The organism is Sphingobacterium sp. BIGb0116, from assembly GCF_024808035.1.
Taxonomy (GTDB): Bacteria; Bacteroidota; Bacteroidia; order Sphingobacteriales; family Sphingobacteriaceae; genus Sphingobacterium; species Sphingobacterium paramultivorum.
The window spans coordinates 670,058-686,109 of the sequence record NZ_JANUDT010000001.1; the positions used below are offsets into that span (position 1 = coordinate 670,058).

General features: G+C 43.1%; 7 protein-coding genes. All 7 read right to left on the reverse strand.

Annotation, left to right across the window (positions count from 1 at the left end):
• Positions 1–40: 40 nt before the first annotated feature.
• A complete protein-coding gene (locus M2419_RS03085) occupies positions 41–2,200 on the reverse strand; it encodes a glycoside hydrolase family 3 C-terminal domain-containing protein (RefSeq protein ID WP_153847116.1) in 2,160 nt (719 codons plus the stop codon).
• Positions 2,201–2,339: 139 nt separating this feature from the next.
• Positions 2,340–4,631 carry a glycosyl hydrolase family 95 catalytic domain-containing protein gene (locus tag M2419_RS03090; RefSeq protein ID WP_259254205.1) on the reverse strand — a complete coding sequence of 764 codons (2,292 nt, stop codon included), beginning with the start codon at positions 4,629–4,631 and terminating at the stop codon, positions 2,340–2,342.
• A gap of 48 nt (positions 4,632–4,679) precedes the next feature.
• A complete protein-coding gene (locus tag M2419_RS03095; protein ID WP_259254206.1) occupies positions 4,680–6,995 on the reverse strand; it encodes a GH92 family glycosyl hydrolase in 2,316 nt (771 codons plus the stop codon).
• An 11-nt stretch (positions 6,996–7,006) separates the two neighbouring features.
• Positions 7,007–9,418: a family 20 glycosylhydrolase gene (locus tag M2419_RS03100; RefSeq protein WP_159727788.1), complete on the reverse strand. Its 2,412-nt coding sequence runs from the start codon at positions 9,416–9,418 to the stop codon at positions 7,007–7,009.
• Positions 9,411–11,339: a right-handed parallel beta-helix repeat-containing protein gene (locus tag M2419_RS03105; RefSeq protein ID WP_194932905.1), complete on the reverse strand. Its 1,929-nt coding sequence runs from the start codon at positions 11,337–11,339 to the stop codon at positions 9,411–9,413. The genes M2419_RS03100 and M2419_RS03105 overlap by 8 nt, the downstream gene beginning before the upstream one ends.
• 60 nt (positions 11,340–11,399) lie before the next feature.
• On the reverse strand, positions 11,400–13,679 hold the full coding sequence (locus M2419_RS03110; protein WP_259254207.1) for a hypothetical protein: 2,280 nt from the start codon (positions 13,677–13,679) through the stop codon (positions 11,400–11,402).
• 54 nt (positions 13,680–13,733) lie between these two features.
• Positions 13,734–15,962 carry a hypothetical protein gene (locus tag M2419_RS03115; protein ID WP_259254208.1) on the reverse strand — a complete coding sequence of 743 codons (2,229 nt, stop codon included), beginning with the start codon at positions 15,960–15,962 and terminating at the stop codon, positions 13,734–13,736.
• Positions 15,963–16,052 lie beyond the last annotated feature (90 nt).

The following is a 16,052-nucleotide window of genomic DNA, read 5'->3' on the forward strand; positions in this document are numbered from 1 at the left end:
TTTAACAGTAAGGTCCATACAAACCTTCTTCTATTTTGCCTTAATATGGTCGATACGCTGTTCCTTGCATTTTAATTTCGGCCTCTACGCCTACAGATTTCCCCGGCTGACCACCACCAACATATATTTTGACAGCGCCACCTTTTTGTATCAACTCGCCTCTTTCGCTCACCAAAGCCAGATCTTCTGGTGTCAAGGTGAAGGTTATTTTCTGCGACTGACCCTTTTTGAAAAATACGCGCTTAAAACCTTTTAAAGCATTATTGGGCACTTTATAGTTTCCTTCTTTTGGATGAACAACATATAATTGAACGACCTCATCACCGTCGCGCTGACCGTTATTTGTCACCTGTACAGTTACCTGAACATCAGTACCCGTTTCAACGAAAGTAGGCACTTGTAATTGTTTATAGTCAAACTTCGTATAGCTCAGGCCGTAACCAAATGGATAACGCACCTCCCCCCTAAAATAACGATAGGTGCGGTTTGCCATGGAGTAATCCTCAAAATCAGGCAAGTCTGCATCACTTTTATACGTTGTCAAAGGCATACGTCCTGCCGGATTATAGCGACCAAATAGCACATCCGTTATAGCATCGCCAGCCGCCTGTCCACCATACCATGCCTGCAATAGCGCATCTACATGCTGTGATTCCCAATCGAAGCTCATCACTGATCCCGACATATTGACCAATACAAGTGGTTTCCCTGTTTTTTTCAGTTCTTTTAAAAGTGCCGTCTGCACTTCAGGAGAAGCCATAGTCGATCGGTCTCCATTCACAAAAGCACCATAACCCGCTGCACCAGCATCACCAGCTTCACCTTCGTAGTCTGCCGTTATACCGCCAACGAAAACAATAACATCTGCTACCGCAGCCTTTTTAACAATTTCTTCAAATGAAGGGCCGCCATCGATTTTTTTCATGATTTCTGTTCCCGGAAGATAGTCTATAGCGATTTGCTTTCCATAACGCTTTTGTAAACTGCTCAACGGTGTTACAATTTCCGAAGGCGTACCAAAGTAATTTGCTAACTGCGCATGTCCATTATCGGCATTGGGGCCGATAAAAGCTATTCTTTTTATTTTATTGGGATCAAGGGGTAGCATATTATGCTCATTTTTCAACAGCACCATAGACTCCTGCGCCATTTTATAAGCATGTGCCTTATGCGATTTACTTTCAATAACTTCACGACCAATCTTTGCGTAAGGTACCAGTTCCTGTGGATCGAACATTCCCAATTGAAACCAGATCTGCAAAAGTCGGGCTAGTGAAACATCAATATCCTTTTCGGATAATGCACCTTGTTTTACCCCCTGTTCCAACAATTGATAGAGATTACCACATTCGAGATCTGTTCCGGCCAAAACTGCAGCACTGACGGCCGCTGTATTATCCGGATGTGTGTTATGTCCGCTGGCAAAATCATTGATACCCCCACAATCCGAAGTTACATAGCCTTTAAAGCCCCATTGATGGCGTAAAATAGTATTGAGCAACACATTATTGCCGCAACAGGGCATTCCATCCAAGCGGTTGTAGGCACACATGATCCCATGTACCTTGGCCTTGGTCACCAATTGCCGAAATGCAGGGAGATAGGTATCCCAAAGGTCATAAGCTGAGACTTCTGCATTAAAAGAATGTCGATTATGCTCGGGTCCACTGTGCACAGCGTAATGCTTAGCTGCCGCAACTGCCTTCAAATACTGTGGATCATCACCTTCCAGCCCGCGCACGATAGCTGTTCCGATCTGCCCTGTCAAATAAGGGTCTTCACCATACGTCTCCTGCCCTCTTCCCCAGCGTGGATCACGAAAAATATTGATATTTGGAGTCCAATAGGTCAGTCCACGATAGCGTTTACCTGTTTTTCCAGCTTTGAGATCTTCATTGAATAATGCGCGACCTTCTGTTGCCGTATAATCCCCCATCTGTTTGACCGCAGCCGTATTGAAAGTAGCCGCCATGCCTATAGCCTGCGGATACACAGTTACTTTTTCTTCTGTCCGTGCAACACCATGCAGCGCCTCATTCCACCAATCGTATGCAGGGATGCCCAATCGTGGAATGCCCTTAAACTCGTGCTTCATCATTTGCACTTTTTCCGATAGGCTCAGTCGCGCAATCAGATCCTGAATACGTTCCTCCCGACTTCTTTTTACATCAAGAAAAGCGTAACTTTTGCTTTGCGCCATTGTCACTTGCTTTCCCCCGGCAATAATTAACAAAAAAAGAACATTCAGTCTCAAAAAACAACGGTTAAATTTCATTTTATAGTTTTATTTTCTCAGGTATACCTTTCTAATTTCTCAAACAGCAACAGTTCACCACTGCTTACTGGACAGCAACTTGCAAGTAAATACGATCTCCTTTTTTCGTTGCTATACGCAGGCGATCGCCCTCAAAAGGCTGCATTATTTTTCCATTTTTGCGCCAGGAAATTTTATGTCCGGGCCAAGGATTGTCAAGCATCAAATTTCGTCCTTGCTCACTTAAGATCTCTACATAAGTAACAGCCCCATTGTCGAGTTTTGATGACACGAGGAAGGCGCCGTCCACACGTAGGTTGCCAAATTGCCCATTCTGTTGTTTGGGCCATACAGGAAATAATTTTAGCACCTGCTGATGGACACCACACAACATCTGATTAATGGTTGTCGGTACAGTACTACAATTTTCTATACCATGCGGGTTGTTCCGTTGAAATCCATTGGGATAAGTATGTTGGCTATATCGATGCAAATGATATAGTATACTATCGGCACTGTAGCCTACACGAACCGCTGCAGGAAAAAAACTATTGGTGCCATTGTTATCTGTCCAACGTCCCATTTTTTCGATCGTGTTACGTGAAATAGTAATCCAACGCTGATCACTTTCCAGATCAATCTGCATAGCCGGGAAAATATGCTGTATGCCCAGTGTATTATCATTCCACCATGCGGGGCCCTTTTCGGTATAACGGAAGACTGATTGCCCCTCTTTTTCCTGAACCAGAAAAGTAGCGAGATTCGCCTTTACCTGTGTCCAATTCGCCGCCAACTGACGGTCCACATCCAAATAGGCACTCAAATCGGCAGCCAGCTGCAATGTCTGCCTTACCAGTCCAAGACTTAGAATTGGATTACTATCCCCGACCGTCCCTTCGTGAATGGCATCGTTAAAAATCACATAACGACCATTTTCATCTTTCTTGACATAGTTGGTCCAAAACACAGCTGCACCACGCACATAAGGGTATATTTTCCGTGCATAATTGCGATCATAAGTCGTATAAAACGCTGTAGCCATATTGGTGACACCATAGGACACATTGCTTTTCTGACCAAAGAACAAACCTTTATGCTCCACCTGTCCACCTTGGATATATCCACCAAATACGCTTTCCATGATTGCATTTTGACGGGTTGTTTCCATCCCTTTCGGGCCTATTCCCACTGGATATAGCAATCCCTCTGAAATCCCTGTTATTTCTTTCGAATAGAACTTACCCCGTTCCATAAAGTCGAGCAAAGGTTGCTCATACGAACCTGCTGCAGCAAGATGATTGGAAGAATAAAGCCCATAGTAAGGCGCCATATAGTTATAATTCAAATGATAATCACCATTCCAATTGGGAATCTCCCGCGTAATCCATGTTCCAAAAATGGGTGGGGCAAATTGCGGATCGCGACTACAGGATCCCATCACATAGTGAGACAGGTAATATTGTTTTTCGATCACTTTATCAGGAATTTCAACATAAGACTCCGACCAAAAATCTGCCCACCACTTTTTATGTTCGCGTTCGAGCAGTTTTACATTTTTCAGATCTAAACCATCCACGGTCTTAAGCACCTTTTCCACACAATTCTTACTTTTAAAATTGGAAGATAAGGCACATACATAAGTTAGTGACTCGCCTGCATGTAAGTTGAAATCAGGTTGCTGCTGTGTGATTATTTTTCCAGCAACAGCAGCCTTTGTCGGAATATCTACCAGCTCCTCAAAGCCTCTACTGATGAATATTGTTCCATTTCCTCTCGTCCCCTGCTGCGTGACAGCTGGGAACAGTGATTCCGCTGGTGGATTATTTTTAAATTGGTCTTCGGCAGGGAGTAGCAGATTAATCTGCCCATTGATTTGTTTTTTGCCTTTGTTTTGAAATTGTAAAATCAAGCAGTCATCTTTCTCGGAAACAAATGATCTGATCTCCAGCAGCGTATCTCCTGCCTGAAAGGTTGAGGTTGCAATTGCTGTATAAAGATCCACATCAACCTGATAACTAGCCTTCTTTAACATTGGAATAGCCACTTCTACTTTACCTAATACGGCAGGATAAGACTCGTTAAATCCAGATTTTAACCGCCAAAAATCATTTCTCGCCAGGTAATAGGTCTGCCTATCAGGTGTACCCGCAATTGCTACTCCTGTACTGCCATTACCCAACAAAGGGGCATCCACGGCTACTTGGGATGGTATCCGTGTTGCAGGACGATCGAATTTGGCTACATATTGTGATACAACAGCTTTGCTCCTATCCAACATACCTGACGGTATCGGACTTCGTTGAGCCAGACTTTGCCCAAAGGAGCAAAAGCCAAGAAAACAGGTAAAAAAAACGAGCTTAAGATTTGGCAATTTCATGATAATGCTTTATTTAAAAGACGACTTAGGCTAACGAATCCCTAGTATTTATTTGCTTTCAACAATTTTACTGAGCCCCCACTGTTCATTCGGTTCTTTCCCCATAAACAATACCAAGGTTCCTCCTCGCATAATTTCATTGTGATCTATAAAACAGTTATTATAAGGGACGCCATTAAGTTCAGCTTTTTGGATGTAGCGATTTTCAGGCGAGTTATTTTCTGTTTTGATTACAAACTGTGCCCCAGGATAATATTTGGGATCAAGTTTAAAGGTGATCGTATCAAACACAGGACTTGTAATCTCATAGCGTGTGTCACCCGGACAAATAGGGTGTAATCCAGATGCCGCCAATACATACCATGCTGACATCTGCCCCACATCTTCATTACCTATCAGACCATAAACTGAATTATGATAGGCACGTGAACAAATTTCACGCGTCCATTTTTGCGTGAGCCATGGCGCTCCTAAACGATTAAACAAAAAGGGTGCATGGTGTACCGGTTCATTGGCATGGTTATAATAATTATTCCACATCATATCTTGCGGAGCGAGTTCAAAAAAACTGTTGAGATCCGCGATGGTTTTTTGCTTACCACCCAAAAGGCCTGCAAGTCCATCCACATCATGAGGGACAAACCATCCTTGCTGATAAGGGTTGCTCTCCACACAGCCGTAATTTTGAGTTAAGCGCCCCGTCTCCGGCCATTTACTCCATGTACCATCCTGTTCTTTCGGTCGAAACCAACCAACTGTCGGATCAAAGAGATTTCTATAGCTTTGCGCACGATGAGCATATAAATCCACATCAGCCGTTTTATTTAATCGTTTCGCTAATTGAGACAGGCACCATTCTGTATAAGCATATTCCAATGTCGTCGAAATTTCCCCTGTAGTTCCATTTTCTCCATTTCCAAATTTTTCAACCGTTTGTCGCGCATATTTATAAGCTTTTTCTATATCAAAGTTGGATATCCCTTTCATATAGGCGTCCGTAATAACTGATACGGCAGGGTTTCCGATCATACAGCCACTATACGCGTTCAAAAATTCCCAACGTTCTAAATAATCCTGTTTACTTTCTTCGGCCAATGTCACCAAAGAATTGATCATATCATTTACGATAGTCGGATTAATAATCGTTTGCAAAGGAAACTGACTTCGAAAAACATCCCAGCCGCTAAATACTGTTCGCTTGGTAAAATCTTTCGTTTGGTGAATATGTCCGTCACCGCCAACGTATTTTCCATCTACATCCGAGAAATCTCGCGGATCGATCATCGAATGATACAAAGCCGTGTAAAAAACAGTTTTCTCGTCTTCTGTCCCACCGTGAACCTCGATTTTCCCTAATGCATCATCCCATCGTTTCTGCGTCTGCTCCAATACATTGTTAAAGTTCCAATCTTTGATTTCTGTTTCAAGGTTATTTTTGGCTCCCTCCATACTGACAAATGAAATTCCAGCTTTCATTAAGACCTGCTCATTTGCTTGTGTAGGGAATTCGGTATAAAACCCCAAATGTTTACCTTCCTTAATGCCGATATTTTTTGTGACGACAGATTTGGAAACCATCTGTTGATAACTGGCACTTGTAACATCTTCCAATTTCCGTTTTTGCCCCTCTGGAAGGGCACAACTCCATACCCCCGTATCGGTAAAAGGCTTACTAAATTGGGCATAAAAATAGACCGTATAATTTGCCTTCCCATCACCATTTCCCCAACCTCCACCTTCGGGCGTGCACTTCATCCATCCTTGGATGGTATGGTTGTCCACCACTTTCACATATTGTTCCGTAGATGTACCACCTACTCGCCGCGCTAAGTCGATCTGAATCCGCGACTTTTTATGTTTGGGAAAAGTAAACCTAAGCATACCGCTATGCGGCGTAGCGGTCATTTCAGCTTTTATATTATAATCTGAAAGCACCACTTCATAATAACCGGCACTTGCTTTCTCATCTTTTTTGGAAAAACGAGAGCGGTAGCCTTTTTCCGGATGTTCGGCACTGCCGGCCGAGGTTTTCAGCTCCCCTGTGGTCGGCATGATTAAAAAATTACCTAGATCACCGTACCAGCCTATCCCACTCATTTGTGTAAAGGCAAAGCCTTCGATGGAGGTATGCTCGTAGTTATATCCAGAACCATTATCTCCACCAGTGATTGTGTTGGGGCTAACCTGTGTTAAGCCAAATGGAGTTGCTGCCCCCGGAAAAGTTTTACCGAAACCGTGTCCTCCCGTTTCGGCTTTTTCACCACTGGTAACCGCACCGATAAACGGATTGACATACCTGGACTGTGAATTGCAATTGAAAACTACAAAAAATAAAATGATACTAAATTGAATACGGTTTATCATAAAAAAAAGATTCATTTTCCTTCTCCTTTCACTATTTTATATTCGCTTCTAATTTCCTGTGCTGATAACTTTTCGTTATATATTTTGAGTTCATCGAGTACGGCTTGTCCAAGTTTGATTTCGGCCAGCGGAAATACTAAAGTCTGTATTTTCTTAAATTTTACCTCTTTGTCATTTTTATCCTTATAAGGCTTCACAACATCAAAGGGTTTCATATCTTTAACCAGTTCGCCATTGCGAAAAAACTGCGTACCCACGGCATCAGCAACAACAGCAACAAAGGACCATTCGCCTACGGGCAACTTACAGTCGAAGTCATAATGATACCCATCTCGATCAAATCCCAATCCTTGTTCATTGGCGGATATCGTTGCGTTTTTAGATACAAAAAGGTTTCCGTTCAACTCTTTTTCAGGCTTGATCCAAAACGATACCGTGTAGTGTTCGCCGATCTCATCTATCGGCATTTTAAGCGTGCTGGCCGGCGTACTAAAATGCAATCCTTTGCCCTTCACCCCCGCGGCATAGTCAATCGTTGTACCTTCCGCCCTTTTCCACTCATTCGTGATTTTATTGTCGGCTTGGGACTCAAAATCAAAGTAGCCAAATAACGGTGAGGCTGTTTTAAAATGTCCCCTTAGATTTAGTCCCGGTGCTTCCCGAACATCCCGGCGTTTCTCGTTAAAGCTATAAAGACTAAGGTGCTGGTCTTCTGCGGTCCACATTTTTTCGGCGAGAACCTGTATACCTGGAAACACGCGGTTGTGCACATCTTTCTGTGATACACCATTTCCGACAACATCATTCCATACTGCAAAACTTCCGCCCCTAAGGATGGGATCTCCTTTCTCAAAAGTCACACTTCCGATATTTCTCGGACTCCAATTATTATACAGATAATCGGTATTTAAATAGTCATAGTAGTAGCCTGCTGCAGGCACAATATAGAGAAAACCATCTGGCGTACTAATCTGAGAATACCCCAACTTTTTCATTTCTAATGGGTCGGCATAACCATTATACCACATATTTAAGGTAACATCTTTCACGCGCACAGGCGTTTTCCCCTGCGCATGGGTCAACGCCCCCCAAGCCCGTACTTTTTTTCCATTGTCCTGAACAGTCTTAAACACAAAATCGGTAAACTTGCGAAAGGGCTCGGCCTCTTTCTTATCATACTCATCCGTCCCTACATGCACTTCCTCCCCAAGAAAAACGGGATGATCCCCTTTTGTATATTCGTCGAAGATATTCTTAACAACTTCATAGGTCTTTGGATTGTCTAGATCTAAATGATCCATACCAAATTTCTTGCTTCCGACTTCGGGAATCGCATGTGAGATCGCCAAGGAATGCGCTGGCACATCGATCTCGGGGATAATAGTAACCCCGTATCGTAATGCTTTCTTTTGGAGGTCTATAAACTCAGATTTGCTATAATGTCCATCCCTGGAAGTTAGATTGGGATAACGCTCATTTTCTAAACGAAACGCCGCATAAGTACTGTCCCAATCAAAGTTAAAGAACTTATGAAAACCGTTATCTGTCAAATGAATATGGAAGTCTGATAATTTATAATAGGACAGAATCTCAACATAGTCATTCAAGAAATCAATCGTAAAAAACTTTCTGGCTACATCGATAACAAATCCCCGAACCTCATACGCCGGATAATCCCTTGAATCGCCTTTTGGAATACGCAAAGCTGCTCGGTCACGATCCAACAATTGAAGTAAGGTTCTCGTCGCAAATACCTTTCCTTTATAATGCCTGGCCTTGATCGTAAAGACATCATCAATATGAAGCGAATAGCCTTCTTCACCCAATTCTTCTGCTCCGGAAGCCGTTATAAAAATATCTCCTTTTTTAGGCGTTCCTGCCTTAACGATCAAGTGAAGTCCAAACATCTTACGGATATCGTCCTTCAGCAATTCGGCCACCTGCTCAGCCTCCTTATCTTTAGCCGATACAACAATCGCTGTCCCTTTGTTTAAAGCATAATATCCTACTTCTCCATGCCACTCCCGGAGGGACGGAATTACAAATGGTACCTCACCCACACCGGTTCCTTGATACCGTCCTTTGACGTAAATATCTTTCACCGGTATTTCGGCATAAGCAGTATCAGACAGTCTTGTAACCTTGAATAATAAATTTACTTTCTTATCAACCAAAGGCGACGAAATGTTTCCTTTTAGATCGATTATTACCTTGTTATCTGAACCGATTAAGTTAACTTTATAACCTTCGATCTCAGGAATGCCAATCTTTGGTTTGTTGCCATTGACATGCAAGAACGCAGGATTCAATTTTGCGACTGTCGTACTGTCCAGTTGTTCTTGACCATATCCAGACAAAACGCAAAAAAGGATGCTCAACAGCATCCCGTAAGATTTTAATTGTATTATTCGGTTTCTATTCATAAATCAATGTTATTTTTTCTTCCTTCTTCCCTGTATATTCAAATGGACCTGGAGACGGATTGGATTTTTTTCGAGCTTTACCGAAGTAGTCCCGGTCAATCTGCAAAGGCCGCCCATTTCGATCCTCAAATGGCAACTCGGATATTACCGTTGGACTTAATGATCTTGAAGTCACCAAATCTCTCTTCTGTTGCAACCATTTTGCTTGAAACGGAAAGTCCAAATAGACCTTACCTTGTTTTTCCACTAAATTGACAAGAACAGCCTCATTCGTATCGATCAACGCATTATGTTCTACTGCAAGTTTGCTCACATACGACTTCATCTGCTGCTCGGCGTTGGCATGTATTTCCCCCATTCGTGCATTTACTTTGGCAGTTGACACACCAATACTACCCTTAGTATAGACGTTAGCATCCAACAACACTGGAAGATACGCTTTATAATAATCACTGATATCAGATCCTTTTGTAAAAATATTATTGACAAACTGCACATCCCCTGCCGGATTATCTTTTATTGCCACAAGTTGTGTAGCGTGCGGTTTTAGGTAAGGAGTCAATCGGCTATCGTATGCAATAACTTCGATTTTTCCGGCAAAAAGATTATGAGCGAAAGCCGCTCCTTGCGCATTCATTGACAGATTTTTCGGGGAAAGCATAATGTTATTGGCAACCAACGCAGGCCCATGCGTTACTTCCAAAAATATATCGAGATCATTTTGATAAAACAGGTTGTTCATAATCTGAGCGCCTTGCGCCATCCAGTCCAACCAAATTGCCATATTCGTCCGATAAATCCGATTATTTCGAATGCTGACATCCACTCCACCATGAAATTTTATTCCAGCCATTTCAGCACCAGTAAAAAGGCGCTCGATATGGATATCATGTATTGTATTGTGCTCTACCGTGCTGAATGAACAGCCCATACTACCCACAATACCGGCCTGTTCGCAATAGGCTATCTTGTTATTTCCCACATAATGACTGCCGACACTGTCTTTGTTCCAGCCAAAAGCCAGCGCTCTTTTTATTGTGCCGACATACCCTTCAGCGGACTCCGTATCTTTATTATCATAGGCATCACCATATTTGCCTAGGGCAATTCCAACACATTTCGAATATTGTATGGTATTGTTGACTATACGCCAGCCCTTACTCCAATGTGTACCGATAAGTCCTTCCTGTTCGGCAGTGGGTGGTGCCCAGTTAGTCGCGGCCTGTTCCATCACAAAACCATCCACGGTGATGTAGTTGACAAAAGGGCGATCCGGATAGAAGACTCGAGGTCGAACATTGATTTCTACCTGTTCCTGATTCGGATCAACCTGTGGAAACCGGGCCCAGATAGCCGTTTTTTGCCCATCAACCGAAGCCCACCATTCCCCTTTTGGCGAATGAATGTCCAAGAGCTGTTCTTTGGAAGAAGCTTCCATCAGCCAATGACCATGAAGATAAACTGCCCCGCGGTGATATTTCCTTTCTTTCGGTGTCGGCCAAAACCAGTCCCCGCGGATTTCTTCCTGATAGGGATTGAATGTACCAAAGAATGAATTTGGCAATTCGAGCTGCCAAATATCGTCACCGATTAGCTTCCAGCCCTTCACTTCTTCCGAGCCTTTAATAACCACTTTTTCACCTTTTGCAGCACGGTAGGTAATCGGTTGTTTTGCCGAAAGACCACCACGTGGTGGAACGATACTTTCGCGGTATACCCCTTCGTGAACCGTAATAATATCACCCGGCATTGCAAACCTGGCCGCAGCCATTATAGTACGGAGTGGTTTTGTAGGAGTACCACCCTGCGCGTCACTTCCAGTAATCGCAACATGGTATTCCCGAGGTTCCGATTTTACCTGCGCCGACGAGGCTCCAAATCCCAAAAAGAAAATACAGGTTAAGAAAAAAGTAATTTTCATTTTCATCAGTTTAATGCTATAAAAACTAATCCGGCCTGAATGGGCCGGATATAGTTTTTTTTAATATCCTTTTGCTCTTGTCAATTTTGTTAATAGTTTCTTACCCGAACCATCCCTATTGATACGATAAAGATTCCAGTGATCTTTATCGAGTTCTTCTAATCTAAAACTCTGCGTTGGATCCACCAGATACTCTTTCACCCAGCGCGGGAAAGCATTTGCCCTCCGGGCATTTTCCCAGGTGCGGATCGCTTGGAAAATAGCATCTTTCTGTGGACAACTTTCTACCTGTTTCTGATTCAGTTTTAAACTATAAGTTGATCCCGTACCCACGGACATGGCCTGGATATGCTCATATTCCTCTACAGTAGACTTTTCGGTAATCGGGAAATTCCCGCCCATTCCGACAGGGAAAAAATTAGCGTAGGAGACATCACGTAAATCTTTTCCTTGACTTGTCGCACTTCCCCATTCCCGCGTCTCTGCATCATATAAGTTTTTACCGCCACCTACGTTCCATATACTTTGATAATGCCATGATCCTTCAGATAAAGTAGCCCCTGTAAAACGAATATCTGCCAATCCACGTTGTTTCGCACGTTCAAACATTTTACGAAAAAAACGTTTCGCCGAATAGTAGCCATGACCATTATTAAATAAGAATTCCTGTCCATCAAAATCATAATAGCCTAAGCCATTGATTGCGCTGACGTCTGCATAATATTCGGCTATTTTATCTTGCAACTGAATATTGGGGATCAATCCATCATAACCGTAGTTGATCGTTACCTGCAACTTATATAGTGTATCTAAGGCGGCATGCGCTGTAGCCTTGGAATCCCAATAGCCCCGTTTCACATTGAGTAAACGATAAGGTTTGGTATCGCTCACGCCCAAATAATGGATAAGCTCTTTCCCGATTTTAATCATATTCAGGCTTTTAACATGCCCTTCCCAACTGCCAATTTCCTCCAGATGCGTCGGGTCATCCACATAGATCAATGTATCTGTAGCACTAATTGCCTTAGCTAAAGGACGTTTTTGTTGATACCAGATGCTATCGCTCGGCACCGGACTGGCATCTTTGGTACCCGGAGCCAATGCATTTGTAATTGGCGTCCGACCAATAACAATATTATGTTTGGCCGCCATCTGTGCATACTCTTTATGGGAATAGGCATCTCCGTTTGCAAATTTTAAAGGCTTACGTTCAAAGTTCTTGCCGTCAATATAACCTGCGTTTCCACGGTCCGGACGTAAGAAGGCCTGATCATATAAACTAATGGCCTTAAATCCAAGTCGGTCTGCATAGGCAATCATATTATCATACTGCCCGCCCTCTGTCAATATATCCGGCACAAAAGCTGCAGGATCCTTGATCCACTTTCCATTGACTGTCGGATGTGGCAAGCCTTCTTTAAGGGCAATATCTTGAACCACGTCCATTAGGGCTGTGCTATCCGGGCTGCCCCAAAAAGCGATAGCAGAACCGATATAATCCACCCCCGGAATAGGCTGTACCAGCAGATGATTAGGTTTATTGGACGCCATATTCGGAATGAGGGAGTAGTACACTTCGCGTTCTTGCCTGCGATCCCGCGATTGGTAGGAAATGGATATTCGTCCATTTTTATCCACCTCAGCCGCATTTCCGTACATGATCCGATAATAAGGTTCTTTGTGCGCATAAAAGGCGACATCGCTGATACCGTCACCTCCTAAAGAAAATATTTGTCCTTCATGCAAGTGATTTGGCAATGGAAAACGCGCTGCATCCGGCGAGTGGATAATATACTGAAACGGTGCTGCATCGCCTTGAATATCTGCTGTTCCGCCCAATGTATTGTCATTGAGCGCCAACATGCCGATCGCGTAATTGGCTGCTTTACTCGTATCCCTGCTCACGCCAATAATCTCGCCCAATAAATTGGTAATATTGGTATGATAGGAACCCCATTGTATAGCTTCGATATCGGTTGAATTGGTCAATGAAAGTAATTTCATTTTGAAATACTTAGCCTGAGGTAAGATGCTGATGCGTGCGGTGGAACCGTTCGGATAAGCCAAAGTCATGATTTTATCACTTGCCGAATAACTTGCCTGCTCTGGATATGTATATACCCGTTTCTTCGCATTATATAAGACCATTAGCGGGGACGGCTTATCTGCTGGACTAAACTCCCTATTCGATTTCTTTGTAATATTCTGCATACTCGTGATATAACCTTTCTGGTCAATCACGATTTTGAAATAATTGGTCTTTAATGTTGTTTGACTATAGCCCATTGTTGACAAAGCTGTCAATCCAAGAAATAGCAAATTCGTTTTCAAAAGTTTCATTCGTTTTAGATTTTAACAAAATATATCCTTAGCAATTTATCCTTAGCACATGCACTAAAGCGTAACTACAACTGTATCTCCAGCTTTAATATTGACCTTTTTATTCCAATCCAAAAAGGCATTTTCTCCCAAAGGTCGAGCAGCTTCAGCCGCATCCTCAGCCAATATGCTAACATTTGCATCATAAGCCGTTGGATTATGAAGTGTTAAAGAGAGTCCCTGGCTAGTTTTCTTGACAGTTTTAACTAGGATATGGTCAAAGGCATAGGCTGTTGCCTTATCCTTACGAACATAAAGGCCAGGTATTTCAAGTGCCATTAAAGCACCATTTGTTTCGTTCCAGCCTGTTTTACCGCCATCACCACGTGATCCCCTGCTATCGGCATCACAATAGGTCAAACGTTCGGTGATCTTACCATTGGGTTGTATGCCTTCGGCATGTGCATGGATTACATCACGTATCAAACCGGCATATAAGCTCGTTCCAGTTTCACGGAAAAGCTTGAACAGTACGTCGCCAGATTGCGTACAAAACCCTGGGGCACCATGTTTGTTTTGTGTGCTCGCCCAAACCGCCCCTGTAAGATTAGCACCCAATTTTGCCAAAGCAGTATTTTCAGGTAGCTGATAAGGAAAAGATACTGTCCAGGACGCGGTATAATTCGCTAGGTTTTTGGCCTGATCCAAGTATTCGCGTTTGCCAGTTTGCTCAAAAAGCGTCATCAACGAAGTCGTCAATGCAATTGCAGTTTCCGAATCGGCATTTTGGAGAATATCCCCACAAGCACCGGATGTGAAACCAACCAACGCAAAATTGTCGTAATATTTTTTCGCAGCATCTTTTGCTACGGCGAGGTACTGATCGTTATGAAAATAAGAAGCGGCCAAGGTTAACCCAGCAACGGCCATTGCGCCACCTGTTGTATTATAGGCGGCGATTTTACCCGATTCGATCGCTAAGTAATTGCCCCACGTCCCCTCTTCTTGCCAGGTTTTCACGAAAGCATCGGCAAGTTGTTTGACTTCATTTTCCCATGTTTTGGTAATGAGCGAAGATTTCCCCTGCTTTTTCAAGAGCATAAACTGCTTGACCATCCAATAAAGCACATCGGCATTTTTACGTGTTAAGCCGATACCCGGATTTAATTTTGCCCCGTCCCGGTAGATAACCTGACTGTCTGCGCCAAGCACATCATAATAGTATCCGCTTGCTCCGCGGCCCTGTGGCAAAGCAAAATTAAATGTATGGCTTACACGATTGAAATGTGCTGTATCCCCTAAAGCCAGCATAGGATAAGTATTGATCAATCCACCCACCCAGCCATAGGACATCCAATCCGCATTCTCTGGGCAATAAAATCCAACACCGTCTTTTGCATAATAGCGTTCATCAATATTTTTTGCCATGCGTGTAAAAACCTCGCTCATCGGCATTAAATTGCGAGGGGTAGCTTCCTTGATATGCAATTTTCGTTCTTGCATAAATCGAGTGTACAAATACGGTACATCTGTGGACTGAAATTCTAATCGTGTAACGCGAATCTGCAATTCATCACCTTGGGCAACTGATATTCCCCGATCCGGGCTTTCGCTAAAACCGATAAATTCAGGTTTACGCGACCGTACACCTGGCGCACTGACAACAAAACTAGCGACACTCCGATCCTCACTTTCTTCAACAATCAATGCATGGTCTTTCACCTCATTTTTCCAGGTTATTCCCTGATCGGTAAACAGGAATACACCCTTATGCTGTTTTCGGTCCAAGTAGGCCATCAAAGGGGTACTTGTATTACTGATATTCACTTCCAATTGTGATTTTGCACCATATTCTGGTGAAAGCTGTGGGATTGGATTGGAGGTTAGCGCCAAATCTTTTCTATAATAATCTGTTTTGTCGAGACCAGTCGCATATTCCCGGTTGACAATCCGTTGGCGATTGCCATTATAAACAACCGCGGGGATCATCACAAAATTATCACTCGACCAGTTATAAGCATCAAAAGCGACAGCTACCCCTACATCCTTCATCGCTCTTTTCGCCTTAAAGGTAAATCGGTAAGTCACCTCATTCGTTCCCTTCTTTTGCAAAATCTCCTGCTTGACATCCCAATTATCCGAGCGCCCTCCTATTGTCGAACTATTAGCCAATTTTGCTCCTTCATATTGGCAATCCAGCAATCTGAACAGCACATTTTTATCCCGCTTTTGAGGGAGCCAGTCTTGCGAAAAACTATTTAGCGCTAACGCACAGAGTAGAAAACTTCCTACTATTTTTTTCATCCGTATATTATTTTTACTTTTCTTTCAATCTTAACAGAAGAGTTGGACCGTATACACGGCCCAACTTTTACCACTTTAACACTAAATTAC

Excerpts from the sequence above, each read along its gene's own strand:
- M2419_RS03105 (WP_194932905.1), bottom strand. The coding sequence starts at position 11,339 with ATGAAAATTACTTTTTTCTTAACCTGTATTTTCTTTTTGGGATTTGGA.
- M2419_RS03085 (WP_153847116.1), bottom strand. The coding sequence starts at position 2,200 with ATGGCGCAAAGCAAAAGTTACGCTTTTCTTGATGTAAAAAGAAGTCGG.
- M2419_RS03110 (WP_259254207.1), bottom strand. The coding sequence starts at position 13,679 with ATGAAACTTTTGAAAACGAATTTGCTATTTCTTGGATTGACAGCTTTG.
- M2419_RS03090 (WP_259254205.1), bottom strand. The coding sequence starts at position 4,631 with ATGAAATTGCCAAATCTTAAGCTCGTTTTTTTTACCTGTTTTCTTGGC.
- M2419_RS03100 (WP_159727788.1), bottom strand. The coding sequence starts at position 9,418 with ATGAATAGAAACCGAATAATACAATTAAAATCTTACGGGATGCTGTTG.
- M2419_RS03095 (WP_259254206.1), bottom strand. The coding sequence starts at position 6,995 with ATGATAAACCGTATTCAATTTAGTATCATTTTATTTTTTGTAGTTTTC.
- M2419_RS03115 (WP_259254208.1), bottom strand. The coding sequence starts at position 15,962 with ATGAAAAAAATAGTAGGAAGTTTTCTACTCTGTGCGTTAGCGCTAAAT.